The following is a 23,414-nucleotide window of genomic DNA, read 5'->3' as shown; positions in this document are numbered from 1 at the left end:
GCAGCCGCGCTCCCCGGCGCGTCGGACAGGACGAACTCAGCTGGGGCGCCCGCCTCACGCGGTGGCCGCGAGCCCGCCGTCGACTTCGTCCTGTCCGACACCTACGAGCTGGGCGAGGGTCCAGCGGACATAGGTCCGCTCGAGCCTCACCTGCTCCCACGTGAACCGGAGCACCCGCCACCCGTGGAGCACCAGCAGGTTGTAGCGGGCGCAGTCGCGCGCATGGGCCCCTCGGGTCGCGTGGAAGGTCCACGAGTCGGCCTCGAGGACGACCTTCGGGGCCGGCACGACCAGGTCGGGATGCACGGTCCCCGACCCCAGGTCGACTGCGAGCTGCGGGTGCACGTCCAGCGAGGCATCGAGGCACAGCGCCCGGAGGACGGACCACCTGACCGGTCTCGACCGCGGCCCGGAGCAGGCGACGTGTCGTCAGCTGCAGGAGCTGCTGGTGCGAGGCGTGGCCGCCGTAGCGCTGCAGCGCCTCGACGGGTCCCCATGCCCGTCAGCCTGCCGACATCGGGCCGCGCCCGCTCCCGCTCTCCACAGCCGGGCCTCAGACGAGGCGGAACGCCACCTTCCGCGTGCGCGGGTCTGCCTCGACCAGCTCGACGGTGACCTCCTCGCCGAGGGGCAGGTCGGTGGTGGCGATGACCCGGGCCTCGATGGCGGGATCCTGGATGGTGATGTCGCCCTTCTGCCTGCTCTTGTCGTCGAGCTCGACGACGACGGCGGCGAAGCGCTCGCCCACCCGCTCGTGGAGCAGCTCGGCCTCGCAGAGGTCGACGACGGCGTTCTCGTAGCGGTTGGCCCGGCGGCCCGACTCGGTCATCGCGTCGGGCAGGCCGGCCATCGCCTCGACCACCCAGGTCGGCACCTCGGTGCCCGCGCACAGCGCCACGCAGATCTCGCCGGCGTAGCGGTCGACGAGCCGGCGCAGCGGCGCCGTCACGTGGGCGTACTCCGAGGCGAGGGCGGAGTGCTGGGCCTGCTCGGGCAGCTCTCCGTTGAACGTGACGTAGCCGGCGCCGCGCAGCAGGCGGGTGCACGCCACGATCATCGCCGCGTGCGTCGGCGTCGACGGGTCGAGCGTGCGGATGAAGTCGGGGTAGAGCTGCTCGGCCGGCCAGGCGATGCCGAGCGCGCGGGCGGTGCGGTGGAGGCGCTGCACGTCGCGGGGGTCGGCCGGCGGCAGGGTGCGCAGGATGCCCGTGCGGGCGTAGACCATCAGCGACGCGGCGGCCATCCCGGTGAGCAGCGAGATCTGCGCGTTCCACGTCTCGACCGGCGTGAGTCGCCGGAACTCCAGCTCCCAGTGGCCGCCCTCGCTCTCGACGAGCTCCTGCTCGGGCAGCGGCAACGAGACCCCGCCGCGGGCGGCCTCGCGGGCCAGGCGCAGCTCCCCGACCTCCCGCAGCAGGCCGACGAGGTCGGAGGCCTTGCCGGCGTCGAGCTCGGCCTGCACGCCCTCGTAGGACAGTTTGGCGCGCGAGCGGACCAGCGCCCGCTGCACGTCGACGTCGGTGCCCTCGCCCGTCTCGTCGACCTTGATGGTCCACAGCAGCGCCGGGCGGACCTCGTCGGGGAGCAGCGACGCCGCACCCTCGCTCAGCACGGGCGGGTGCAGCGGGATCTTGGAGTCGGCGCCGTAGAGCGTCTCGCCGCGACGGTTGGCCTCGACGTCGACCGGGTCGCCCGGCGCGACGAACGCCGCCACGTCGGCGATCGCGTAGTGCACGACGTAGCCGGTGCCGTCGCGCTCGATGTGCATCGCCTGGTCGAGGTCGCGGGCCGACTCGGGGTCGATCGTCACGAACGGGATGTCGGTGCGGTCGAGCTCGGGCAGCCGCGGCGAGGCGGCCGCCTCGGCGGCGGCGCGCTCGACGGCGTCGGGGAACGCCGCCGACACCTCGAGCTCCTGCTGGATCGCCGCGATGCCGTCGCGCATCTCCTGCGCCGTGACGCTGTCGCCCGTCGATCGGACCTTCACCACGCGGTTGCTCGGCATGCCCGCACCCTAGCCGTGCGGCCGGCAGCGGCGCTGCCTACGCTTGCGCCCGTGCTGATCCTGCTGCCACCCAGCGAGGGCAAGACCGCTCCGCGCCGGGGCAAGCCCCTCGACCTCGACGCGCTGTCGTCCCCGTCGCTCACCCCGACCCGCGCGTCGCTGCTCGAGTCGCTTGTACGCCTCTGCCGCGACGACCCGGAGGCCGCGGCCGCCGTGCTCGGCCTGGGTCCCGCCCAGCGCGACCTGGTGCAGCGCAACGCCGACCTGGTGGACGCCCCGACCGCCCGCGCCGACGCCGTCTACACGGGCGTGCTCTACGACGCGCTCGACCTCGCCACCCTCTCCCCCGCGGCCCGCCGGCGCGCCACGTCGCGCGTCGCCGTCACCAGCGCGCTGTTCGGCCTCGTGCGCCCGGGCGACAGGATCCCGGCCTACCGGCTCTCCGGCGACGCGTCCCTGCCCGACACCGGGTCGGTCGCCGGGGCGTGGCGCGAGATGCTCGGCGACGCCGTCACCGAGGCACTGGGCGCGGGGCTGCTCGTCGACCTGCGCTCCGGCACCTACGCCGCCTTCTGGCGCCCCGACGCGTCACTGGCCCGCCGCGTCGCGACCGTGCGCGTGCTGCACGAGGCCGACGGCCGGCGCACGGTCGTCAGCCACTTCAACAAGGCGACCAAGGGCCGGATCGTCCGGGCCCTCCTCGAGGACGGCGCCAACCCGCGCACGCCGCGCGCGCTCGCCGACGCGCTCACCCGGCTCGGCTGGACCGTCGAGGTCGGCGAGCCGACCGCCAAGGGCACCCAGCTCGACGTCGTCGTGACCGCCGTCTAGTTGTGATGTCCAGCTAGCGCAGCGGGATCGCGTCGGTCGCCTCGAGCGGGTCCATCCCGCAGAGCGCGAGCATGTCGGCGATGATCGAGCGCACCTGCGCGAGGATCACCTCCGCCGACAGGTCGTCGCTGTGCTCCACCTGCGCCGTGGCGCACCCGAGCGAGATCAGGTCCTCGATGACGGCGGCGGCCATCCGGTCGGAGACGAGCTCGTCGGCGACGCGGTCGCAGAGCGCGGCCAAGTCGCGCGTCAGGGAGGCGTACGACGCCGGCACGGGCTCACGGCGGTGACACGCCACCGCCACCCGGCGCACGACGACCCGGGTGTTGCGCAGCGCCACGTCGAGCGGCTCGACGAGCTCGGCGAGCCGGCGCTGGTGCTCGCCGTGCCGTCGCCGGAAGGGCGAGGAGCTCACCACCGACAGCCCTTCCTCCGACGCGGCGCGCAGCTCGGCGATGAGCACGTCGGTGGAGCGCGCGTCGCGCAGCGCGGCCAGCGCCCGCTCGACGTCGCCGTCGCCGAGCCGGTCGGCACTGGAGCGCAGCAGCTCGGCGATCTTGCGCACCACCACCGCGGCCTGGTCGCGCGGCTTGCGGAGCGGCGCCCGGGGCACGACGGTGGCCGCCACGAGCGCCACCGCTCCCCCGATGATCGCGTCGGTCCAGCGCAGGAACGCCTCGCCCGGGGCGGGGGCGAGCGCCGCGACCACGATGCCCTGCACCGCCGCCTGGATGACCAACAGCTGCCCCGCGTCGAGCAGCAGCGCGATCGACATGCCGGCGGCCACGATCAGCGCGATCTGCACGCCGCCCGACCCGATCAGGTGGGTCGTCGCGTCGCCGAGGAAGACCCCGAGCGCCACGCCCACGGTCACCTCCGCGACCCGGCGCTGCCGCTGGCCGTAGGACATGCCCAGCGAGACGACCGCCGCGATCGGCGCGAAGAACGGCAGACGGTGGCCGAAGACGTCCGAGGCGAGCCACCACGCGACGCCCGCGGCGACCGCGCACTGCCCGATCACCCAGCCCTTCGCCCGCAGCCGCGCCACCCGGGCGCGCAACGACATGCGACTGCGCTCCGCGACCACCTCGGCGTCGACGAAGCGCACGACGCGTCGTCCTCTCAGAGGCCGGACTCGTCGGTGCGCACCAGGATGCGCTGGCACTCCTCGCACCGGATGACCTCGTCGGCCGGCGCGGAGCGGATCCGCGACAGCTCGGAGGCGTCGAGGCCCATGTTGCAGCCGCCGCACTGGCGGGCCCGCAGCAGGGCGGCGCCGATGCCCTTCTGCTCGCGCAGCCGCTCGTAGAGCGCCATCAGGTCCTCCGGCATCCCCTCGGTCGCGGGGCCGCGGGCGGCGGTGACCTCGTCGAGGGCGCGGTCGATCTCGACGCGCTTGTCGTCGCGCGCGGTCACGAGCTCGGCGAGCCGCGCGTCGATGTCGTCGGCGCGGATGCCGAGGCCGTCGAGCACCTGCTGGGCCTCCTCGAGATTCTCCATCACCTCCAGCTCGGCGTCCTCGAGCGTGGTGATGCGGCGCTCGAGCGAGACCAGCTCGTGCTGCATCCGCTCGAGGTCCTTGGGGTTGGTGACCTGTCCGGTGTCCATCCGGGTGCGGTCCCGCTCGCGGCGGGCCTTGACCTGCTCGACCTCGCGGTCGGCCTTGGCCTGCTCGACGGTGAGGTCGTCGACGACGATGCGCGCGTCGCGGACCCGGTCGGTGAGCTCGGTGCGCTCGGCCTCCAACGCGCTGATCTCCGCCAGCTCGGGGAGGTGGGCTCGCTGGTGCCGCAGCTGGGCGGCGCGCGAGTCGAGCTCGGCGACGCCGAGCAGCGCGACCTGGTGGGTGGGATCGGCCTTCAACGGCTCTCCTGCTTCAGTGGCGGAACGTCCACGGGTCGGTGCACCGCGTGCTGACCCGGGTGTCGACCCTATCGTCCAGCGCCCGGCGCAGCCGAGCCTCCACCACCGGCAGCCACGTCCACTCCGCCGCCCAGTGGGCGACGTCGACCAGCGCAGGCCCTCCGTGCTCGAGGAACTCCCCGGCCCGGTGGTGCCGGAGGTCGCTGGTGACATAGGCGTCGACGTCGCTGTGCGCGAGCTCGTCGAGCAGGAAGTCGCCCGCCCCGCCGCACACCGCGACGCGGCGCACCGGCCGCTGCGGGTCGCCTGCGACGCGTACGCCGTGGGCGGTCGCCGGCAGCGCGGCCGCCACCCGTGCCGCGAACTGCTCCAGCGTGGTCTCCTCGACGCTGCCGGTGCGCCCGGTGCCGGTCGGGGCGAGGCCGGGGTCGGCGAGGGACACGACGTCGTAGGCCGGCTCCTCGTAGGGGTGGGCGGCGAGCATCGCCCGCACGACGGCCGTCCGGCGCCCGGGCGGCACGACCGCCTCGATCCGGGCCTCCTCGACCGCCTCGAGGCCGCCCACCGCGCCGATCGCGGGCGAGGCCCCCTCGAGCGGACGGAAGCGGCCCTCGCCGGTCGTGGTCCACGTGCAGGAGTCGTAGTCGCCGAGTCGGCCTGCCCCCGCCTCGGTCATGGCCGTGCGGACGGCGTCGGCCTGCGCCAGCGGCACGAAGACGACGACCTTGTCGAGCGGCTGCGCGGGTGCCGGGCGGATCGGGGCGAGGTCGCGCAGGCCGAGGGCCAGCGCCAGCGCCTCGGACACGCCGGAGGACGCCTGGTCGGCGTTGGTGTGGGCGGCGAGCAGGGCGCACCCGCCCGCGGTCAGCGTGTGCAGCGTGCGCCCCTTGGGGGTGTCCGCGGCGACCGAGCTGACCGGCGTGAGGAACAGCGGGTGGTGCACGACGAGCAGGTCGGCACCCCACGCGACGGCCTCGCGGGCGACCTCGACGGTCGGGTCGACGGCGAACATCACCCGCGCGACCTCCGCGGTCGGGTCGCCCGCCACCAGGCCCACGGCGTCCCAGCCGTCGGCCGTGCCGGGCGGGTACCACGCGTGGAGCAGGTCGACGACGTCGGCGAGGCTGGGCATCTGCGCAGGCTAGACGACGACCCCGGGGCGGCGGGGGTGGCGGGGCGTCCGGTGGGGCTAGTTGACCTGGCGCTCCTGCGCCTGCCAGTAGGGCTGGCGCAGCTTGAACTTCTGCAGCTTGCCCGTCGCCGTGCGCGCGAGCTCGTCGCGGAACTCCACCGAGGTCGGGGCCTTGTAGCCCGCGGCCTTGTCCTTGCACCACGCGATCAGCTCGGCCTCGTCGGCACTGGCGCCGTCGGCGAGCACGACCAGGGCCTTGATCGTCTCGCCCCACCTCTCGCTCGGCACGCCGATGACGGCGACCTCGGCGACCGCCGGGTGAGAGAACAGCACGTCCTCGACCTCGATCGAGGACACGTTCTCACCGCCGGTGATGATCACGTCCTTCTTGCGGTCGCTGATCGTGAGGTAGCCGTCGTCGCCGATCACGCCGCCGTCGCCGGTGTGGAACCAGCCGTCGACCAGGGCCTTGGCGGTCTCGTCGGGACGCTCCCAGTAGCCCTCGAGGATCACGTTGGAGCGCGCCAGCACCTCGCCCTGCGCGTCGGTGCGCAGGCGTACGCCGATGGCCGGCGCGCCGGCCCGCACCAGCTTGGCCGCCCGCTCCTCGGCCGACAGGTCGTCCCACTCCGCACGGCAGCGGTTGACCGTGAGCAGGGGCGAGGTCTCGGTGAGGCCGTAGATCTGGACGAACTCCCAGCCGAGCTCCTCCTCGACGCGCACCACGGTCCTGGTGGGCGGCGGGGCGCCGGCCATGATGATCCGCACGCGGTCGCGTCCGGGGATCTCGCCCTCCCAGTCCTGCGCCGCGTCGAGCACCGCGGCCGCCACGGCAGGCGCCGCGCACATCACGGTCACGCCGTGCTGCTCCACCCGGCGCAGGATCTCGGCGCCGTCGACCTTGCGCAGCACGACCTGCGGCACGCCCAGCCCGGTCATCGCGAACGGCATCCCCCAACCGTTGGCGTGGAACATCGGCAGCGTGTGCAGGTAGACGTCGCGGTCGCTCACCCCGGCGTGCAGCCCGAAGGTCACGGCGTTGGTCCAGAGGTTGCGGTGGGTCAGCTGCACGCCCTTGGGCCGGGCGGTCGTGCCGGAGGTGTAGTTGATCGTCGCGGTCGCGTTCTCGTCGGGCTCCCACGCCCGCGGCTCGGCGCCGGGCGCGGCGAACATCGCCTCGTCCTGCCCCAGCACGAACGTGTGCTCCACGTCGACCCCCCGCAGCGGCTCCACCAGTTCGGGGTCGACGTAGAGCACCCGGGCGCCGGAGTGCGACACGATGTAGGAGATCTCGTCGGGGCGCAGCCGGAAGTTGATCGGCACCAGCACCCGCCCCGAGCCGCACACGCCGAAGAACGACGTGAGCAGCCGCGCCGAGTTGTGGCTGATGATCGCCACCCGGTCCCCGACCTCGAGCCCGAGCTCGTCGAGACGGGCCGCCTGGCGCCGGGCCAGCTCGTACGCCTCCGCGTAGGTCACCGTGCCCAGCGACTCGGCCGGCTGGTCGGGCTCGTCGATGAAGCCCGGGCGCTCGCCGTAGACGGCCGCCGCGCGCTCGATGAAGTCGCTGACGCTGAAGGGGACGATCATGGACCCACTGTGGCACGCGTCACGCGCGCCGATCGAGGCCCGCGCGACGGACGGCAGGCAGGCCGCGACGAGCGGAGCCCGCCGCGCGACGGGCGGGAGACGCACCCGGTGGAAGGAGTGCGTCGGGACGGTTTCGAACCGCCGACCGCTCGGGTGTAAACCGAGTGCTCTACCGCTGAGCTACCGACGCGCAGTGGCACACCCTACGGGACCGCGCACCGCGCTCGGCAAACCGTCGGAGCGGGCCGTCTCACGCGGGGGCACCGTGCCCGGAAATGAGTTGAACCGCTGGCGTCTCGGGTCACCAGCGGTTCAACAAGAAGAACGTTACACGACCCCCTCAAGGGGGTGCCCCGAATCGCGGATCTGGGGACGATCGGTCTAGACCGCAGCGGCCCGGAGGCCCGGCTGGAGACCGGCTAGAGAGCCGCGTGCAGCTCGCGCAGGTGCTCCTCGAGGTCACGACCGTCGAGGCTCGCGTTGTGCACCGACCAGCGCAGCCGGCCCTCACGATCGATGACGTAGGACGAGCGGCGCGGGGCGCCCTTGGTCTCGTCGAAGACCTCGTAGGCGGAGGTGACGGCGCCGTGCGGCCACCAGTCGGACAGCAGCGGGAAGTTGAGCCCCTCGGCCTCGGCGAAGGTGCGCAGCGCGTAGACCGAGTCGCACGAGACGGCCAGCACCTCGGTGTCGAAGGTGAGGAACTCGTCGAGCCGGTCGCGGACCCCCGACAGCTCGCCGGTGCACACGCCGGAGAAGGCGAACGGGAAGAACATCAGCACGACCGCCTTGCGGCCGTGGAAGTCGCTGAGCCGCACGTCCTGGCCGAACTGGTCGCGCAGCGTGAAGTCGGGAGCCGCCTCACCCATGCACAGTCCGTTGCTCGTCACGTGGTCCCTCGCCGTCCTTCTCGTCGTCCGTCTCGTCGTCCCACCGGGCCAGGTCGCGCCTGAGGACCTTGCCCGTTGCGTTGCGCGGGAGCTCGTCGACGAAGACGATCTCGCGCGGCACCTTGAACCGGGCCAGGCTGACCCGCACGTGCTCGCGCAGCTCGTCGGCCGAGACCTCGCCGGTGCGCACCACGAAGGCGCGCAGACGCTGACCATAGTCCTCGTCGGCGACACCGACGGCGGCGACCTCCCCCACCGCCTCGTGGGCGACGAGGCAGTCCTCGACCTCGCGCGGAAAGACGTTCTCGCCGCCCGAGACGATCATGTCGTCGTCGCGGCCCGCGACGTGCAGGCGACCGGCCGCGTCGAGGTGGCCCAGGTCGCCGGAGCACATGAGCCCGTCGACGACCTCCTTCGAGCCGCCTCCGGTGTAGCCCTCGAAGAGCAGGCCGTTGCCGACGAAGATCCGCCCGGTCTCGCCGCGCGGGACCTCGTGGCCGGCGTCGTCGAGGATCCTCACGACCGTGCCGTGGGGCGGGCGACCGGCGGACGTCGGGTCGGCCCGCAGGTCCTCCGGCGTCGCGACCGAGGCGTAGGCGACCTCGGTCGAGCCGTAGATGTTGTAGAGGTTGTCGCCGAAGCGGTCCATCCACGCGTGCGCGAGGGTCGCGGGCAGCGCCGACCCGGACGAGGCGACGACTCGCACGCGGGAGAGGTCGACGCGGTCGAGGGCGGCGGGGTCGAGGGCGAGCATCCGCTGGAGCATCACCGGGATGACGACCAGCGACTCGCAGCGCTCGGACTCGGCGGTGCGCAGGGCATCCTCCGGGTCGAAGCCGCGCCGCAGCACGATCGTCGAGCCGAGCAGCATCGACAGCGCGAGGTGCGCGAAGCCCCAGGTGTGGAACAGCGGCGCCGCGATGTGGGTGCGGCGTCCGGCCCGCAGCGGCATCCGCGAGAGCAGCGCCACCGCCGCGTCGACCCCCGCCTCGCGGCGCGGGGCGCCCTTGGGCGGGCCGGTCGTGCCGGACGTCAGGACCACCACCCGGGCGTGGCGCGCCGGCGGGTGCAGGTCGCCGTCGTCGTACGCCGTCACCAGCCGCTCGACGGTCTCCTCGACGGCCTCCTCGCCCCCCACGACGGCGCCGGTCGAGGTGTCAGCCGGGGTGTCGGCCGGGGTGTCGGTGGGGGCGTCGGTCCAGGCCAGCACCCGCCGCTCGACCTCCGCGCGGGCGAGCAGGGGCGTGAACTCCTCGTCGTGCACGACCAGGCGCGGCGCCTCGCGGGCGAGCACGTCGACGAGCTGGGGGCCGGCGAAGGCGGTGTTGAGGTAGAGGATGTCGGCGCCCAGCTTGGCCGCCGCGACGGACGCCTCGACGAAGCCGCGGTGGTTGCGGCACATGATCGCGACCGCGTCGCCCTCGGCCACGCCGCGATCGGCCAGCGCGCGGGCCAGGGCGTTGGAGCGCCGGTCCAGCTCGCCCCAGGTGAGCTCACCGAGCTCGTCGACGATCCCCACCTGGTGCGGGGCTCGGGCGGCGAGGCTCGCGAAGCCGCCGGCCGGGCCGGTGCCCCAGCGCACGACCGTGCGCCCGACGTCGAGCAGGGTGCGGGGGGCGTAGGGGCGGATCACGCCCGCGCGGCCCAGCACGCGGACGGTGGTGGCGGCGCCCGACGCCCGGCCCACCAGGGTCGAGGCGAGGGCGCGAGCCGTCACGCGGGGGTCTTCGGGGCGACCAGCCGGGTGGCCTGCCAGTCCTTGCTCACTGCCGCGGTCGTCGTCTGCGCGAGGCCCGCGATCGGGGCCGCCTCGGAGATGTCGGCCGCGTCCACGCTCCCCGACCGGCCCACCTTCGGGGTGAGCAGCCAGATCGAGCCACCGCCGACGAGGTCGGTGAGCGCGTCGACGAGGCCGTCCACGAGGTCGCCGTCGTCGTCGCGCCACCACAGCAGGACCGCGTCGACGACGTTGCCGTAGTCGCCGTCGACCATGTCGGCGTCGATGGTGTCCTCGACCGCGACGCGAAGCTCGTCATCGGTGTCGTTGTCCCAGCCGAGTTCCTGGACGACCATGCCGGGCTTGAGGCCCAGCCGGTCCCCCGCTCCTGTCACCGGGGCAGAATCGCCCACCGTCGAGCTCACGCAGTGCCTCCCATGTCCGGGTGCCCGACCGTTGTGGTCAGGCAGTGCGCACAGTCCACAGGAACACGGCAGGCGCCGCAACCCCGGGCCACCCCCACCGGGTGGTCGCGCGTGCCCACGCGCCACGTCCGCGACCGTCCGGACGCCTCGGGCCGGGGCTGAGACGGCGCGTGCGTGCACGCACGATGGGACTACCCGCCGGTAGATTTCGTGGCGCGGTGGACCGTGACACGATGAGCAGGTGAGTGACGCCGAGAAGTCCAGCGAGAAGTCCAGCAAGAACCCGGCCATCGCGTCGGTGATCCACGAGGGTCTGCCCACCCAGCTGCCCGACATCGATCCCGACGAGACGCAGGAGTGGCTCGCGTCCTTCGACGCGATGCTGGACGATCGCGGCCGCGACCGGGCCCGCTACCTCATGCTGCGACTGCTCGAGCGCTCGCGCGAGAAGCAGGTCGGCGTTCCCGCGCTGCGCTCGACCGACTACATCAACACCATCCCGCCCGAGCGCGAGCCGTGGTTCCCCGGCGACGAGGAGGTGGAGCGCCGCATCCGCGCCTTCATCCGGTGGAACGCCGCGGTGATGGTGTCCTCGGCCAACCGCAAGGGCCTCGAGGTCGGCGGCCACATCGCCACCTACCAGTCCTCGGCCAGCCTCTACGAGGTCGGCTTCAACCACTTCTTCCGCGGCAAGGACCACGAGGGCGGCGGCGACCAGGTCTACATCCAGGGCCACGGCTCGCCGGGCGTCTACGCCCGCGCGTTCCTCGAGGGTCGGCTGAGCGAGTCGCAGCTCTACCGCTTCCGCCAGGAGGTCCAGCACGGCAAGGGCGCCGGCCTGCCGTCCTACCCGCACCCGCGCCTGATGCCCGACTTCTGGGAGTTCCCGACCGTGTCGATGGGCCTGACGGCCATCAACTCGATCTACCAGGCCCGCTTCAACCGCTACCTCGACAACCGCGGCATCAAGGGCACCGACCAGCAGCGCGTGTGGGCGTTCATGGGCGACGGCGAGATGGCAGAGCCTGAGTCGCTCGGCGCCATCCGCGTGGCGGCGCGCGAGGAGCTCGACAACCTCACCTGGGTCATCAACTGCAACCTCCAGCAGCTCGACGGCCCGGTCACCGGCAACGGCAAGATCATCCAGGAGCTCGAGGCCAACTTCCGCGGCGCCGGGTGGAACGTCATCAAGGTCGTGTGGGGCCGCGAGTGGGACGCGCTGCTGGCGCGCGACGTCGACGGCGTCCTGGTCAACCAGATGAACTCCACGCCCGACGGCGCGTTCCAGACCTACTCCACCGAGGACGGCGCCTACGTCCGCGAGCACTTCTTCGGCGGCGACCCGCGCCTGCGCGCGATGGTCCAGCACATGTCGGACTCGCAGATCGAGAAGCTGCCGCGCGGCGGTCACGACTACCGCAAGGTCTACGCCGCGTTCGACGCCGCGACCAAGCACACCGGTCAGCCGACGGTGATCCTCGCCCACACCATCAAGGGCTGGACGATCGACGCCCTCGAGGGCAAGAACGCCACCCACCAGATGAAGAAGCTGACCCTGGGCGACCTCAAGAAGTTCCGCGACCGGCTCTACCTGCCGATCAGCGACCGCGACCTCGAGGAGTCCTACGAGAAGACGGGCGGCGCCCCGTTCTTCCACCCCGGCTCCGAGGCCCCGGAGGTCGAGTACATGCTCGAGCGCCGCAGGGCCCTCGGCGGCTCGATCCCCCGCCGCGTCAACCGCGCCTCGTCCCTCAAGCTGCCCGGCGACGAGATGTACGCCGAGCTCAAGCAGGGCTCGGGCAAGAACAAGATCGCCACCACGATGGCCGTCGTGCGCCAGCTGCGCGACTGGATGAAGGACCCCGGCATCGGCGAGCGCATCGTGCCGATCGCGCCCGACGAGTACCGCACCTTCGGCATGGACTCGATGTTCCCGAGCGCCAAGGTCTACAACCCGGGCGGGCAGCAGTACGAGTCGGTCGACCGCAAGCTGCTGCTGTCCTACAAGGAGTCCGCGCAGGGCCAGATGCTCCACGAGGGCATCTCCGAGGCAGGTGCCGTGGCGTCGGCGACGGCCGCCGGCTCGGCCTACTCCACGCACGGCGAGCACATGATCCCGTTCTACATCTTCTACTCGATGTTCGGCTTCCAGCGCACGGGCGACTCGATCTGGGCGATGGCCGACCAGCTCGCCCGCGGCTTCCTCATCGGCGCCACCGCGGGTCGCACCACCCTGACCGGCGAGGGCCTCCAGCACGCCGACGGCCACTCGCCGCTGCTGGCGGCGACCAACCCGGCGGTCGTCCACTACGACCCCGCGTTCGCCTACGAGATCGCCCACATCATGCAGAGCGGCCTCCAGCGGATGTACGGCACCGGCGGGCCCGAGGGCCACGGCGAGGACGTCATCTTCTACCTCACCGTCTACAACGAGCCGGTCTCCCAGCCCGCCGAGCCGGCCGACGTCGACGTCGACGGGATCCTGCGGGGCATCCACCGCGTCGCCACCGCCGACGGCGAGGGTCCGCGGGTCCAGCTGATGGCCTCGGGCGTCGGCTACCCGTGGATCCAGGAGGCGGCCCGCCTGCTGGCCGAGGACTGGGGCGTCCAGTCCGACCTGTGGTCCGTGACGTCGTGGAACGAGCTGGCCCGCGACGGTGCCGCCGCCGAGCAGTGGAACCTGCTCAACCCGGGCGAGCAGCGCCGCACCCCCTACGTCAGCGAGAGGCTCGCCGACGTGCAGGGCCCGGTCGTCGCCGTGTCCGACTACATGCGGGCGGTCCCGCTCCAGATCGCGCGCTGGGTGCCGGCCGACTACCGCGTCCTCGGTGCGGACGGGTTCGGCTTCGCCGACACCCGCCCGGCCGCGCGCCGGTTCTTCCACATCGACGCCGTCAGCGTCGTCGTCCAGGCGCTCCAGGCCCTGGCCGACGCCGGCGACTTCCCGGTGGAGAAGGTCGTCGAGGCCGCCCAGCGCTACCGCATCGACGACCCGACCGCGACCCAGGACATCAAGCAGGAGGGTGGCGACGCCTGACGGCTCGCCGACGTCCGCGAAGCGCCGACGCCCGCCCGACCCGGACCACCGCCCGGGTCAGGCGGGCGTCGCGCGTACGTCGTCCAGCGGCGCGACGGGCGCGTCGCCGGCAGCCGCCTCGGCCGGGGCGAGCGCCGCACCGTCGTGCAGCAGCTCGCGCCACCGGTCTCGGTCGTGCCGGCTGGGCTCGGTGGTGCGGATGAAGTCGCGCACGATCCTGGCGAACCGCTCGGGGTGGTCGCGGTGCGGGAAGTGGCCGGCGTTGGGGATGATCTCGATCCGCGCGGTCGGCGCGAGGGTGCGGGCGGTGCCGGCGTGGCGGGCCGGGATGACCATGTCGTCGGAGCCCCACACGACGCACATCGGCATCGCCTCGGTGAGGTAGGCCCGGTCGGCCATCGTGACGACCTGGCCCCTCCAGTCCACGACGGCCCGCACGACGTGTCGGATCGCCGCCCGGGCGCTGGGGTCCTTGAACGAGTCGTAGATCGCGGCGACCTCGTCGAGGTCGCGCAGCCGGGACACCCCGGTGCCGGCGAGCACGCGCAGGGTGGTCGTGGCGGCGTGGCGCAGTCCCGGTGCGGTGAGCACGCCCATGACCTGGTGGAACCCCGGCGTGGTGATCGCGCGGATGGCCGGGTGCACCTCGGGGCCGAGGCCGCCGGACCCGACGAGCACCAGGCGCTCGGTCCGCTCGGGGTACTGGTAGGCGAACTGCATCGCCACTCCCCCACCGAAGCTGTGCCCGACCACCGTGGCGGTGTCGATGCCCAGCACGGTCAGCAGGTCGCGCATGCCGTTGGCGTAGCCGCCGACGCTGTAGTCGGCCCGGGGCTTGTCGGACGAGCCGTGGCCCAGCAGGTCGGGAGCGAGCACGGTGTGGGTCCGCGACAGCGAGGTGATCACCGGGTCCCAGGTGGTGTGGTCGCAGCCGAGGCCGTGGAGCAGCAGCACCACGGGCCCCGACCCGGCGCGGACGAAGGCGCGCCGGTGGCCGTGGACGGTCACGTGCTCGACCTGCGGGCTGCTGTTGCTGGGCACTCTCGACCTCCCCCTCGGCCGCGCGGCGCGGACTGTCGCGGATTCAACCAGAGTGGACGTCCACGTACCCCGCACCGCCCGCAGCGATGCGGACTCGTGACCTTCGACCCCACCCGCCCCCGACCCGGCCCCCCACCCGGCTCCCGCCCGCGCCACGCGGGTGGGCTTCGTGGGAATCCCACTACCCGGCCGGTCCCACTACAGTCGTGCCGTGTCCGCCTCCAGACGTCGCGCCGCCGAGGCGCTGCGCAACTCCACGGGAGCGCTCAGCACCGCGGCCACGGCCCGGATGTCGACCGACCTCCCGTGGTTCGACGACCTGAGCGCCGAGGACCGGTCGTGGGTCGGGCTGATCGTGCAGGCCGGCATCCGCGGCTTCGTCGACTGGTACGACCGCGAGATCGAGGCGTCGTCGCACGACCCGCTCGACGTGGTGGTGTTCGGCGCCGCGCCGCGCGAGCTGACCGGCGTGATCTCGCTCCAGCAGACGGTCGAGCTGGTGCGGCTCAGCATCCGGGTCGTCGAGACCACCATCGACGCCCTCCTCCACCCCGAGGACGCCCGCGAGGTGCACGACGCGGTGCTGCGCTACGCCCGCGAGGTCGCCTTCGCCACCGCCGCCGTCTACGCCCGCGCCGCGGAGTCGCGCGGCGCCTGGGACGCCCGCCTCGAGGCCCTCGTGGTCGACGCGGTGGTGCGGGCCGAGGCCGACGAGGCCGTGCTCTCCCGGGCGAGCGCGCTGGGCTGGGGAGCCCACGGCGACGTCGCCGTGGTGCTGGGCTCGCCGCCTCCGCACCGGGCGGAGCTCGACGTCTTCGAGTCCGTACGCCGCTCGGCGCGCGCCGGCGGGATGGACGCCCTGTGCGCCACGCAGGGTGATCGGCTCGTCGTCGTCCTCGGCGGGGTGAGCGACCCGCTGCCGGCCGCGACCCGGCTCCTCGAGCACTTCGGCGACGGCCCAGTGGTGGTGGGGCAGGTGACCGCCGACCTCGCCCACGCCAGCGCCTCGGCCCGCGACGCCCTGTCGGCCCACCGGGCCGCCACCGGTTGGCCCGACGCCCCGCGTCCGGTGGCCAGCCGCGACCTGCTCCCCGAGCGGGCGCTGGCCGGCGACGGGCACGCGCGCCGGCACCTCGTCGACGAGGTCTACCTCCCGCTGGTCGCGGCTCGCGGCACCCTCCTCGAGACGCTCGGGGCGTGGTTCGAGCAGGGCTCCTCGATCGAGGCGACCGCACGTGCGCTCTTCGTGCACCCCAACACCGTGCGCTACCGGCTGCGCCAGATCACCGACACCACCGGCTGGTCGCCGACGCGTCCGCGCGAGGCGTTCGCGCTCCAGCTCGCCCTGATCCTGGGACGCCAGTCCGGACGCACGGAGTTGTAGGAACCCTACAAGGATCCGGGGGTCAGATTCGTCGGCGTCGGACCGGCGGCGTGCGGTCGCCACCCGGCAGAGTGGGCGTGTGCTCGTCATCGTCGCCCCCGGCCAAGGGGCCCAGTCCCCCGGTTTCCTCACGCCCTGGCTGGAGGACCCGACCTTCGCCGCGCGCTTCGACTGGCTGGCGACCGTCGCCGGCGTCGACCTGGCGCACTACGGCACCGAGGCCGACGCGGAGACCATCCGCGACACCAAGATCGCCCAGCCGCTGCTGGTCGCGACCGGCCTGGTCGCCGCCCTCGACCTCTTCCCGCACCCGGGCGACGCGTTCGCCCGCATCGGCGCGGTCGCCGGCCACAGCGTCGGCGAGCTGACCGCCGCGACGGGTGCGCGCGTGATGACCGCCGAGCAGGCGATGGTGCTGGTGCGCGAGCGGGGCAACGCGATGGCCGACGCGGCCACCACCAGCGCCACCGGGATGACGGCCGTCCTCGGTGGCGACCGCGACGAGGTCCTCGCCACGATCGAGCGCCACGGACTCACCGCCGCCAACGACAACGGTCCCGGTCAGGTCGTCGCCGCCGGCACCATCGAGCAGCTGGCCGCGTTCGCCGACGACCCGCCCGCCAAGGCGCGGCTGATGCCGTTGAGCGTCGCCGGCGCGTTCCACACCGAGCACATGGCGCCCGCGGTCGACCGCCTCGCCTCCCTGGCCCGCTCGGTCTCCACCCACGACCCGCGCACCCCGGTGATCTCCAACCGCGACGGCCAGGTCGTCCACGACGGTCGCGACGTGCTCCGCCGCATCGTCGGGCAGATCGCCAATCCGGTCCGCTGGGACCTGTGCATGGAGACGATGGGCGACCTCGGCGTCACCGGCATCCTGGAGATGCCGCCCGCCGGCACGCTCACGGGCATCGCCAAGCGCGCGCTCAAGGGCGTGGAGACCTTCGCCCTCAAGACGCCCGACCAGCTCGACGCGGCCCGCGAGTTCTGCGACAAGCACGGCGAGGCCTCGATGATCGAGACCACCCCGACCTGGCGGATGATCGTCTCGCCCGCCAAGGGCACCTTCCACCTCTCCGCGGAGGCCGCGCAGCTCCACCTGCTCGCCCCCGGCGCCACGATCGGCGCGGTGGCGAGCCTGCGCGAACGCACCGACATCACCGCGCCGCACGGCGGCTCGGTCGTCGAGTGGCTCGTCGAGGACGGCGACCTGGTCTCCCCCGGCCAGCCCCTCCTGCGCCTGCACCCCGAGGCCTCGCTCTGATGGCGGCGATCACCGTCCCGACCGGCGCCGCCCACGCCCGCATCCTCGGCCTCGGCGTCTACCGCCCCTCGCGCATCGTGCCCAACTCCGAGGTGGTCGAGGCGATCGAGTCCAGCGACGAGTGGATCCAGCAGCGCTCCGGCATCCGCACCCGCCGCTTCGCCGCCCCCGAGGAGACGGTGCAGATGATGAGCGTCGCCGCCTCGCGGCAGGCCCTCGAGCGCGCCGGCATCAGCGCCGAGCAGATCGACTGCGTCGTCGTCGCGACGGTCAGCCATCTCCTCCAGACCCCGGCCATCGCGCCGGCGATCGCCACCGAGCTCGGCACCGACCACGCGGCGGCGTTCGACATCTCGGCCGCGTGCGCCGGCTTCTGCCACGCCGTCGCGCTGGGCGCCGACATGGTGCGCGGCGGCAGCGCCGGGCACGTCCTGGTGATCGGCGTCGAGCGGCTCTCCGACATCACCGACATGAACGACCGCGGCACCGCGTTCATCTTCGCCGACGGCGCAGGCGCCGCGGTGATCGGCCCCAGCGACGTCGCCGGCATCGGCCCCGTGGTGTGGGGCTCCGACGGGGAGCAGTACGACCTCATCCGCCAGCGCGAGGACTGGCGCGACGTCGTCGGCAGCGACACCACGCCCGGGTCCGGCGTGATGCCGCACCTGACGATGCAGGGCAACCCGGTCTTCCGGTGGGCGTCCTTCACGATGGCCAAGGTCGCCCAGCAGGCCATGGACGCCGCCGGCGTCAGCCCCGACGACCTCGACATCTTCGTCCCCCACCAGGCCAACATGCGCATCATCGACGCGATGGCGCGCTCGATGAAGCTGCCCGAGCACGTGCGGATCGGCCGCGACATCGCCGACCAGGGCAACACGTCGGCGGCCTCGGTCCCGCTCGCGCTCGACCGGATGATGCTCGAGGGCGACGCCCGCAGCGGCGACACCGCCCTCCTCATCGCGTTCGGCGCCGGACTGGCCTACGCCGCCCAGGTCGTCACCGTCCCCTGACCCCGCCCGGCCGCGCCGGGCACGGCGGAACGGCATCCCCACAGACCCGCACCAGCACAGACCGAGCAGCACCCACACAACAAGAAGGGAAGGCCCCATGGCCAGCACCGAAGAAATCCGTGCCGACCTCGCTGAGATCGTCAACGAGGTGGCCGGCGTCGACGCCGACGACGTCCAGCTGGACAAGTCCTTCGTGGACGACCTCGACGTCGACTCGCTCTCCATGGTGGAGGTCGTCGTGGCCGCCGAGGAGAAGTTCGGCGTGACCATCCCCGACGACGAGGTCAAGAACCTGAAGACCGTGGGCGACGCCGTCGCCTACATCGAGCGCGCCCAGGGCTGACGCTCGTCCCCTCACGTCACGGGTGGCCGGAGTCCAGCCCGGCCCCCGTGACCCAGGACCCCCCACAAGCGAGAACGGAACCTCACCTGATGCCCTCGACCCGCGTAGTCGTCACCGGCCTCGGCACCACCTCCCCCCTCGGAGGGGACGTCGCCTCCACGTGGCAGGCGATGCTGTCCGGCACCTCCGGCATCGCACGCCTGACCGACGAGTGGGTCGACCAGCTGCCGGTGAAGATCGGCGGCCGGGTCGCCGTCGAGCCGTCCGAGGTCCTCGAGCGCGTCAAGGCGCGCCGGCTCGACCGGTCCAGCCAGTTCGCCATGGTCGCCGCCGACCAGGCGTGGGCCGACGCGGGCCTCGAAGGGTCCGGCCTCGAGCCCGAGCGGCTGGGAGTGGCCCTCGCGTCGGGCATCGGCGGAGTCACCACGCTCCTGGCCAACTACGACGCGCTGCTCGAGAAGGGCGCCCGCCGGGTCTCCCCGCTGGCCGTGCCGATGCTCATGCCCAACGCGCCGGCGGCCAACGTGAGCCTCAAGTACGGCGCCCGCGCCGCCGTGCACGCCCCCACCTCGGCGTGCGCATCGGGCAACGAGGCCATCTCGATGGCCCTCGACCTGATCCGACTCGGTCGCGCCGACGTCGTCCTGGCCGGCGGCACGGAGGCCGCGATCCACCCGCTGCCCATGGCGGCGTTCGCCAACATGATGGCGCTGTCCAAGACCGCGAGCGACGACGGCGGCGACCCGACGACGGTCTCCCGCCCCTGGGACACCGGCCGCGACGGCTTCGTCCTCGGCGAGGGCGGTGCCGTGCTCGTGCTCGAGTCCGAGGAGCACGCCCGGGCCCGCGGCGCGACGATCTACGCCGAGGTGCGCGGCGCCGGCATCAGCAACGACGCCCACGACATCGCCCAGCCCGACCCCGAGGGTCGCGGCGGCACCCGGGCGATCCGGATGGCGCTGCGCGAGGGCGACGTCGACCCGGCCACCGTGGTCCACGTCAACGCCCACGCCACGTCCACGCCGAAGGGCGACATCGCCGAGGGCCTGATGCTCCACGCCGTGCTCGGCGAGCACGTCGACCGCTGCGTGGTCACGAGCACCAAGTCGATGACCGGCCACCTGCTCGGCGGGGCCGGCGCACTGGAGGCCGTCGCGACCGTGATGGCCCTCCGCGACCGGGTCAGCCCGCCCACGATCAACCTCGACGAGCGTGACCCCGAGGTCGAGCTCGACATCCCGACGGCCCGGCGCGACCTGCCCGACGGCGACATCGTGGCGCTCAACAACTCCTTCGGCTTCGGCGGCGCCAACGTCGCGGTGGCCTTCGGCAGCGTCTGAGCACCACCCCCACCCACGAAAGCCCCGCTCGCGACTCTCCCGGACGACACCGCGGGGAACCGGAAGGATCCTGATGACGACGACGGCCACCAAGCCCGCCAAGCTGCCCCGCGAGCAGGACCCGCGCAACCCGGTCCACCGGCTCACCGCGCTGCTCGACGAGGGCACGCTCGAGCTGATCACCCCCGACGACGACTCGGGGATGCTCGCCGCGGTGGGCCGCGTCGACGGCACGTCCGTGGTGGCCTTCTGCAGCGACGCCACCGTCATGGGCGGCGCGATGGGCGACGTGGGCTGCCGGGTGGTGGTCGACGCCTACCACCGCGCGATCACCGACGGTGTCCCGATCATCGGGCTGTGGCACTCCGGCGGCGCCCGCCTCGCCGAGGGGGTGCTGTCCCTCCACGCCGTCGGACGCATCTTCCAGGTGATGACGCAGGCCTCCGGCGTGATCCCGCAGATCTCGGTGGTGCTCGGCCCCGCCGCCGGCGGCGCCGCCTACGGGCCCGCGCTCACCGACGTGGTCATCCTCGGTCCCGAGGGCCGCATCTTCGTCACCGGCCCCGACGTGGTGCGCTCGGTCACCGGCGAGGACGTCGACATGCTCCGCCTCGGCGGGCCAGAGCCCCACGGCCGGCGCTCCGGCGTGGTGCACATCCTCACCGAGTCCGAGCGCGAGGCGCTCGACCGCGCCCGCACGGTCGCCTCGCTCCTCGGCGCCCAGGGCAGCCTGGCCGCCGACTCCGTGGAGGACCGCGACCTCGAGGCCCTGCTCCCGGAGTCGAAGAAGCGGGCCTACGACGTCCACCCGCTCGTCGAGGGAGTGCTCGACGAGGGCACGATGCAGGAGCTGCACGCCCGGTGGGCGCCCAACATCGTCACCGCCCTGGGCCGTTTCGGCGGCCGCACGGTCGGCGTGGTCGCCAACAACCCGCTGCGCCTCGGCGGCTGCCTCGACTCCCTGTCGGCCGAGAAGGCGTCCCGCTTCGTGCGCATGTGCGACGCGTTCGGGGTGCCGCTGATCGTTCTCGTCGACGTGCCCGGCTACCTCCCCGGCGTCGGCCAGGAGTGGGACGGCGTCGTGCGACGCGGTGCCAAGCTGCTGCACGCCTTCGGCGAGTGCGTCGTGCCCCGCGTCACGCTCGTGACCCGCAAGACCTACGGCGGCGCCTACATCGCGATGAACTCCCGTTCGCTCGGAGCCACCCGGGTGTTCGCCTGGCCCGGCGCGGAGGTGGCCGTGATGGGAGCGGTGGCCGCGATCCGGATCCTGCACCGCCGCCGGCTGGCCGAGGTCTCCCCCGAGATCCGTCCGCAGGTCGAGGCGGAGCTGGCCGCCGAGCACGAGCGCATCGCCGGCGGCGTCGACAAGGCCGTCGAGATCGGCGTGGTGGACGAGGTCGTCGAGCCCACCCGCACCCGCAGCGCGATCGCGCAGGCGATGCGCCACGAGATCGACACCTCGGGCGTACGCCGCGGGCACCACGGCAACATCCCGCTCTGACGCCGGCCCCTCCCGCCGCGGAGAGGATCAGGCCGAGAGGCGTCCCGGCTCGCTCACACCACCTGGTGGAGCCAGCGGACCGGGGCGCCCTCGCCCGCGTGCCGGAAGGTCTCCAGCTCGTCGTCCCACGGCTTGCCGAGCAGCTGGTCGATCTCGAGCAGCAGCGTGGTGTCGCCGAGGGCGGCCTTGACCACGGCCGCCTTGAGGCGGTCCTCGGGGATCAGGATGTCACCGTGCGGCCCGGTGATCGCGTGGAAGATGCCGAGGTCGGGGGTGCAGGAGAAGCGGGTGCCCTCGGTCGAGCTCGTCGGCTCCTCGGTGATCTCGAAGCGCAGGTGGTTCCAGCCACGCAGCGCCGACGCGACGGCCGCGGCGGTGCCGGCCGAGCCCGTCCACGACAGCTCGGCACGGTAGGAGCCCGGCTGGGCAGGCTGAGGCGTCCAGTCGAGGGACACGGCCACGCCCAGCACTCCGCCCACGGCCCACTCGATGTGCGGGCAGAGTGCGGAGGGAGCTGAGTGCACGTAAAGGATGCCCCTCGTGGCCGGACCGTCCGGACGGGAAGCAATGCGTGTGGTCACGGTGACCTCCTTGAGTTCCGACGCTCCAGATGCGCCTTCCCCAGCGGTCTGTCGTCAGTGCTCAACGAATGTCGAGTGACACGTATGTGATTAGGCCACCATTGTGACGCATGTGGCGTCCGAGCGCCAGTGATCACGCCGAACGCCCGTCCCGGGACCCGTCCCCCGCTGGCGCCGGGGCCGGCTCAGGACTGCCGCCGCTCCAGGGCGTCGGCTCGCTGCGCGGCGTCGGTCAGCTCCTCGGCGTCGATCGCGTGCGTGCGGTGGAACCACGCCAGCGCGTCGGACTCGCGCCCGGCGGCCTCGAGCGTGTCGGCGTAGGCGTAGCGCAGCCGCACCACCCAGGGCGCCCGACTGTTGGAGGTCAGCGGGGCGAGCTCCAGGGTGCGCAGCGCGGCATCGAGCTGGCCCATGTCACGGCGCGCTCCGGCCTCGACCAGCGTCATCTCGGCCTTCGCCTCGGCGCTGAAGTTGGCCACCGACGGGCTCTTGGCCAGCTTGATGGCCTGCTCGGGGTTGCCCAACGCGCGGTGACAGTCCGCCATGATCGGCAGGTAGTCGGTGGCGCCGTTCATCCGCTTGGCCGCCCGCAGCTCCGACAGCGCCTCGGCGTAGTGGCCGGCGGCGTAGGCGGTCTCGCCGGCAGCCTCGCGCACGACCGCGATCCGCGACGCGCGGGCGCGTGCGGCGAGGGCGTGACGGTAGGCGAGCTCGGGGTCCTGGTCGATGAACGCCCCGGCGGCAGCGAGGTGCCTGGCCACCCGGGCCGCGAGCTTCTCGGGCAGGCCCTTGAGCTGCGCGCGTACGCCGCGGTCGAGCTCGGCACCCGTGATCCCCTCGGGCAGGTCGGGTCCGTCGTAGGCGGCCTGGTCGACGGTGCGCGGTGCCTGCTCGGAGCGCCCGCGGAAGGAGCGCTCCTGACCGCGCTCGGGCCGCTTGCCACCGGTCGGCTTGCCCCCGGAGGCCTTGCCCCCGGAGGCCTTGCCCCCGGACGTCGGGCGGCCCGACGCGCTCCGACCCTCGCCGGAGCGGCTCGCGCCGCGGGCGTCGCCACGCGTGCTGCTGTCGCGTGAGTCGCTGCGCGGGCCACTGCGTGAGCTGGAGCCACCACGGCCGCCGGCGGTCGAGCCTCCTCGGCCGGCGCCGCTCCCGCCCCGTGACGGTCGCTGTCCTCGACGGTCCTCGGCCACAGCCGCACTTCCCTTCTCCTCGCGTTGTCCCCGTCCAGGGCCAACGCTACTCACACGTGGCGCAAAATGACGCAGGGGCCACCAGATCACTGGTGGCCCCTGCCAAATGTATGTCCGGCGGCGTCCTACTCTCCCACAACCTCTCGGTTGCAGTACCATCGGCGCTGAAAGGCTTAACTTCCGGGTTCGGTATGGGACCGGGTGTTTCCCGTTTCGCTATGGCCGCCGTAACTCTTTCAACTCAATCAAACCCTGCTGGGTTTG

General features: G+C 73.2%; 20 protein-coding genes, 1 tRNA gene and 1 rRNA gene. 8 read left to right on the top strand and 14 right to left on the bottom strand.

The window, feature by feature from the left end:
* Positions 1 to 54: 54 nt before the first annotated feature.
* Together JX575_RS07405 and JX575_RS07400 are read right to left on the bottom strand one after the other, a co-directional pair.
* Positions 55 to 306 (bottom strand): DUF559 domain-containing protein, encoded by a 252-nt coding sequence (locus tag JX575_RS07405; RefSeq protein WP_186342646.1) that lies wholly within the window; start codon positions 304 to 306, stop codon positions 55 to 57.
* Between the two features lie 247 nt (positions 307 to 553).
* Positions 554 to 2,005 (bottom strand): RNB domain-containing ribonuclease, encoded by a 1,452-nt coding sequence (locus JX575_RS07400; RefSeq protein WP_186342647.1) that lies wholly within the window; start codon positions 2,003 to 2,005, stop codon positions 554 to 556.
* Positions 2,006 to 2,056: 51 nt separating this feature from the next.
* Between JX575_RS07400 and yaaA the strand changes: the two genes are divergently transcribed.
* A complete protein-coding gene (gene yaaA / locus JX575_RS07395) occupies positions 2,057 to 2,836 on the top strand; it encodes a peroxide stress protein YaaA (RefSeq protein WP_186342648.1) in 780 nt (259 codons plus the stop codon).
* 13 nt (positions 2,837 to 2,849) lie between these two features.
* On the opposite strand, the gene JX575_RS07390 is transcribed toward yaaA, so the two are convergent.
* From JX575_RS07390 to JX575_RS07355, 8 genes are all read right to left on the bottom strand, one after another.
* The gene (locus JX575_RS07390; RefSeq protein WP_241005377.1) at positions 2,850 to 3,944 is read right to left on the bottom strand and encodes an FUSC family protein; all 1,095 of its coding nucleotides are present in this window, start codon (positions 3,942 to 3,944) and stop codon (positions 2,850 to 2,852) included.
* A 14-nt stretch (positions 3,945 to 3,958) separates the two neighbouring features.
* Positions 3,959 to 4,699 carry a C4-type zinc ribbon domain-containing protein gene (locus tag JX575_RS07385; protein WP_186342649.1) on the bottom strand — a complete coding sequence of 247 codons (741 nt, stop codon included), beginning with the start codon at positions 4,697 to 4,699 and terminating at the stop codon, positions 3,959 to 3,961.
* A 13-nt stretch (positions 4,700 to 4,712) separates the two neighbouring features.
* Complete coding sequence (locus tag JX575_RS07380) at positions 4,713 to 5,831, bottom strand: Nif3-like dinuclear metal center hexameric protein (RefSeq protein WP_186342650.1); 1,119 nt, start codon at positions 5,829 to 5,831, stop codon at positions 4,713 to 4,715.
* 57 nt (positions 5,832 to 5,888) lie between these two features.
* Complete coding sequence (locus JX575_RS07375) at positions 5,889 to 7,421, bottom strand: AMP-binding protein (RefSeq protein WP_186342651.1); 1,533 nt, start codon at positions 7,419 to 7,421, stop codon at positions 5,889 to 5,891.
* Positions 7,422 to 7,539: 118 nt separating this feature from the next.
* Positions 7,540 to 7,611, bottom strand: a tRNA-Val gene (locus JX575_RS07370).
* A gap of 229 nt (positions 7,612 to 7,840) precedes the next feature.
* A complete protein-coding gene (locus JX575_RS07365) occupies positions 7,841 to 8,290 on the bottom strand; it encodes a peroxiredoxin (RefSeq protein WP_186342652.1) in 450 nt (149 codons plus the stop codon).
* Positions 8,283 to 10,028 carry an AMP-binding protein gene (locus tag JX575_RS07360; protein WP_241005376.1) on the bottom strand — a complete coding sequence of 582 codons (1,746 nt, stop codon included), beginning with the start codon at positions 10,026 to 10,028 and terminating at the stop codon, positions 8,283 to 8,285. Before JX575_RS07360 ends, JX575_RS07365 begins: the two co-directional genes overlap by 8 nt.
* A complete protein-coding gene (locus tag JX575_RS07355; protein WP_277395316.1) occupies positions 10,025 to 10,423 on the bottom strand; it encodes a DUF3052 domain-containing protein in 399 nt (132 codons plus the stop codon). The genes JX575_RS07360 and JX575_RS07355 overlap by 4 nt, the downstream gene beginning before the upstream one ends.
* A 271-nt stretch (positions 10,424 to 10,694) precedes the next feature.
* On the opposite strand from JX575_RS07355, the gene aceE reads away from it, so the two are divergent.
* Complete coding sequence (aceE, locus tag JX575_RS07350; protein WP_241005375.1) at positions 10,695 to 13,490, top strand: pyruvate dehydrogenase (acetyl-transferring), homodimeric type; 2,796 nt, start codon at positions 10,695 to 10,697, stop codon at positions 13,488 to 13,490.
* Between the two features lie 57 nt (positions 13,491 to 13,547).
* Here aceE and JX575_RS07345 read toward each other — a convergent pair whose 3' ends face one another.
* The gene (locus JX575_RS07345; protein ID WP_186342654.1) at positions 13,548 to 14,531 is read right to left on the bottom strand and encodes an alpha/beta fold hydrolase; all 984 of its coding nucleotides are present in this window, start codon (positions 14,529 to 14,531) and stop codon (positions 13,548 to 13,550) included.
* A 211-nt stretch (positions 14,532 to 14,742) separates the two neighbouring features.
* Between JX575_RS07345 and JX575_RS07340 the strand changes: the two genes are divergently transcribed.
* From JX575_RS07340 to JX575_RS07315, 6 genes are all read left to right on the top strand, one after another.
* Positions 14,743 to 15,915 carry a helix-turn-helix domain-containing protein gene (locus JX575_RS07340; RefSeq protein ID WP_241005374.1) on the top strand — a complete coding sequence of 391 codons (1,173 nt, stop codon included), beginning with the start codon at positions 14,743 to 14,745 and terminating at the stop codon, positions 15,913 to 15,915.
* A gap of 79 nt (positions 15,916 to 15,994) precedes the next feature.
* On the top strand, positions 15,995 to 17,179 hold the full coding sequence (locus JX575_RS07335) for an acyltransferase domain-containing protein (protein WP_186342655.1): 1,185 nt from the start codon (positions 15,995 to 15,997) through the stop codon (positions 17,177 to 17,179).
* Complete coding sequence (locus JX575_RS07330) at positions 17,179 to 18,192, top strand: beta-ketoacyl-ACP synthase III (protein WP_186342656.1); 1,014 nt, start codon at positions 17,179 to 17,181, stop codon at positions 18,190 to 18,192. Before JX575_RS07335 ends, JX575_RS07330 begins: the two co-directional genes overlap by 1 nt.
* Positions 18,193 to 18,289: 97 nt before the next feature.
* Positions 18,290 to 18,535: an acyl carrier protein gene (locus JX575_RS07325; RefSeq protein ID WP_172260204.1), complete on the top strand. Its 246-nt coding sequence runs from the start codon at positions 18,290 to 18,292 to the stop codon at positions 18,533 to 18,535.
* A gap of 89 nt (positions 18,536 to 18,624) precedes the next feature.
* Positions 18,625 to 19,875: a beta-ketoacyl-[acyl-carrier-protein] synthase II gene (locus JX575_RS07320; RefSeq protein ID WP_186342657.1), complete on the top strand. Its 1,251-nt coding sequence runs from the start codon at positions 18,625 to 18,627 to the stop codon at positions 19,873 to 19,875.
* Between the two features lie 73 nt (positions 19,876 to 19,948).
* Positions 19,949 to 21,379 carry a carboxyl transferase domain-containing protein gene (locus JX575_RS07315; protein ID WP_186342658.1) on the top strand — a complete coding sequence of 477 codons (1,431 nt, stop codon included), beginning with the start codon at positions 19,949 to 19,951 and terminating at the stop codon, positions 21,377 to 21,379.
* 53 nt (positions 21,380 to 21,432) lie between these two features.
* Here JX575_RS07315 and JX575_RS07310 read toward each other — a convergent pair whose 3' ends face one another.
* The 3 genes from JX575_RS07310 to rrf form a co-directional block, all read right to left on the bottom strand.
* Positions 21,433 to 21,948, bottom strand: a complete 516-nt coding sequence (locus JX575_RS07310; RefSeq protein ID WP_186342665.1) for a DUF3145 domain-containing protein — start codon at positions 21,946 to 21,948, stop codon at positions 21,433 to 21,435.
* A gap of 197 nt (positions 21,949 to 22,145) precedes the next feature.
* Complete coding sequence (locus JX575_RS07305; protein ID WP_186342659.1) at positions 22,146 to 23,150, bottom strand: tetratricopeptide repeat protein; 1,005 nt, start codon at positions 23,148 to 23,150, stop codon at positions 22,146 to 22,148.
* 112 nt (positions 23,151 to 23,262) lie between these two features.
* Positions 23,263 to 23,380 (bottom strand): 5S ribosomal RNA (gene rrf / locus JX575_RS07300).
* Positions 23,381 to 23,414 lie beyond the last annotated feature (34 nt).

It is taken from the genome of Nocardioides sp. zg-1228 (assembly GCF_017086465.1).
Lineage (GTDB): Bacteria > Actinomycetota > Actinomycetes > Propionibacteriales > Nocardioidaceae > Nocardioides.
The sequence above is the reverse complement of the archived record's forward strand: the minus strand, read 5'-3'. Positions and strand labels throughout refer to the sequence as shown.

Coding starts and splice junctions, on each gene's coding strand:
- JX575_RS07325 (WP_172260204.1), top strand. CDS start 18,290: ATGGCCAGCACCGAAGAAATCCGTGCCGACCTCGCTGAGATCGTCAAC.
- JX575_RS07400 (WP_186342647.1), bottom strand. CDS start 2,005: ATGCCGAGCAACCGCGTGGTGAAGGTCCGATCGACGGGCGACAGCGTC.
- JX575_RS07380 (WP_186342650.1), bottom strand. CDS start 5,831: ATGCCCAGCCTCGCCGACGTCGTCGACCTGCTCCACGCGTGGTACCCG.
- JX575_RS07365 (WP_186342652.1), bottom strand. CDS start 8,290: ATGGGTGAGGCGGCTCCCGACTTCACGCTGCGCGACCAGTTCGGCCAG.
- JX575_RS07315 (WP_186342658.1), top strand. CDS start 19,949: ATGACGACGACGGCCACCAAGCCCGCCAAGCTGCCCCGCGAGCAGGAC.
- JX575_RS07330 (WP_186342656.1), top strand. CDS start 17,179: ATGGCGGCGATCACCGTCCCGACCGGCGCCGCCCACGCCCGCATCCTC.
- JX575_RS07375 (WP_186342651.1), bottom strand. CDS start 7,421: ATGATCGTCCCCTTCAGCGTCAGCGACTTCATCGAGCGCGCGGCGGCC.
- JX575_RS07320 (WP_186342657.1), top strand. CDS start 18,625: ATGCCCTCGACCCGCGTAGTCGTCACCGGCCTCGGCACCACCTCCCCC.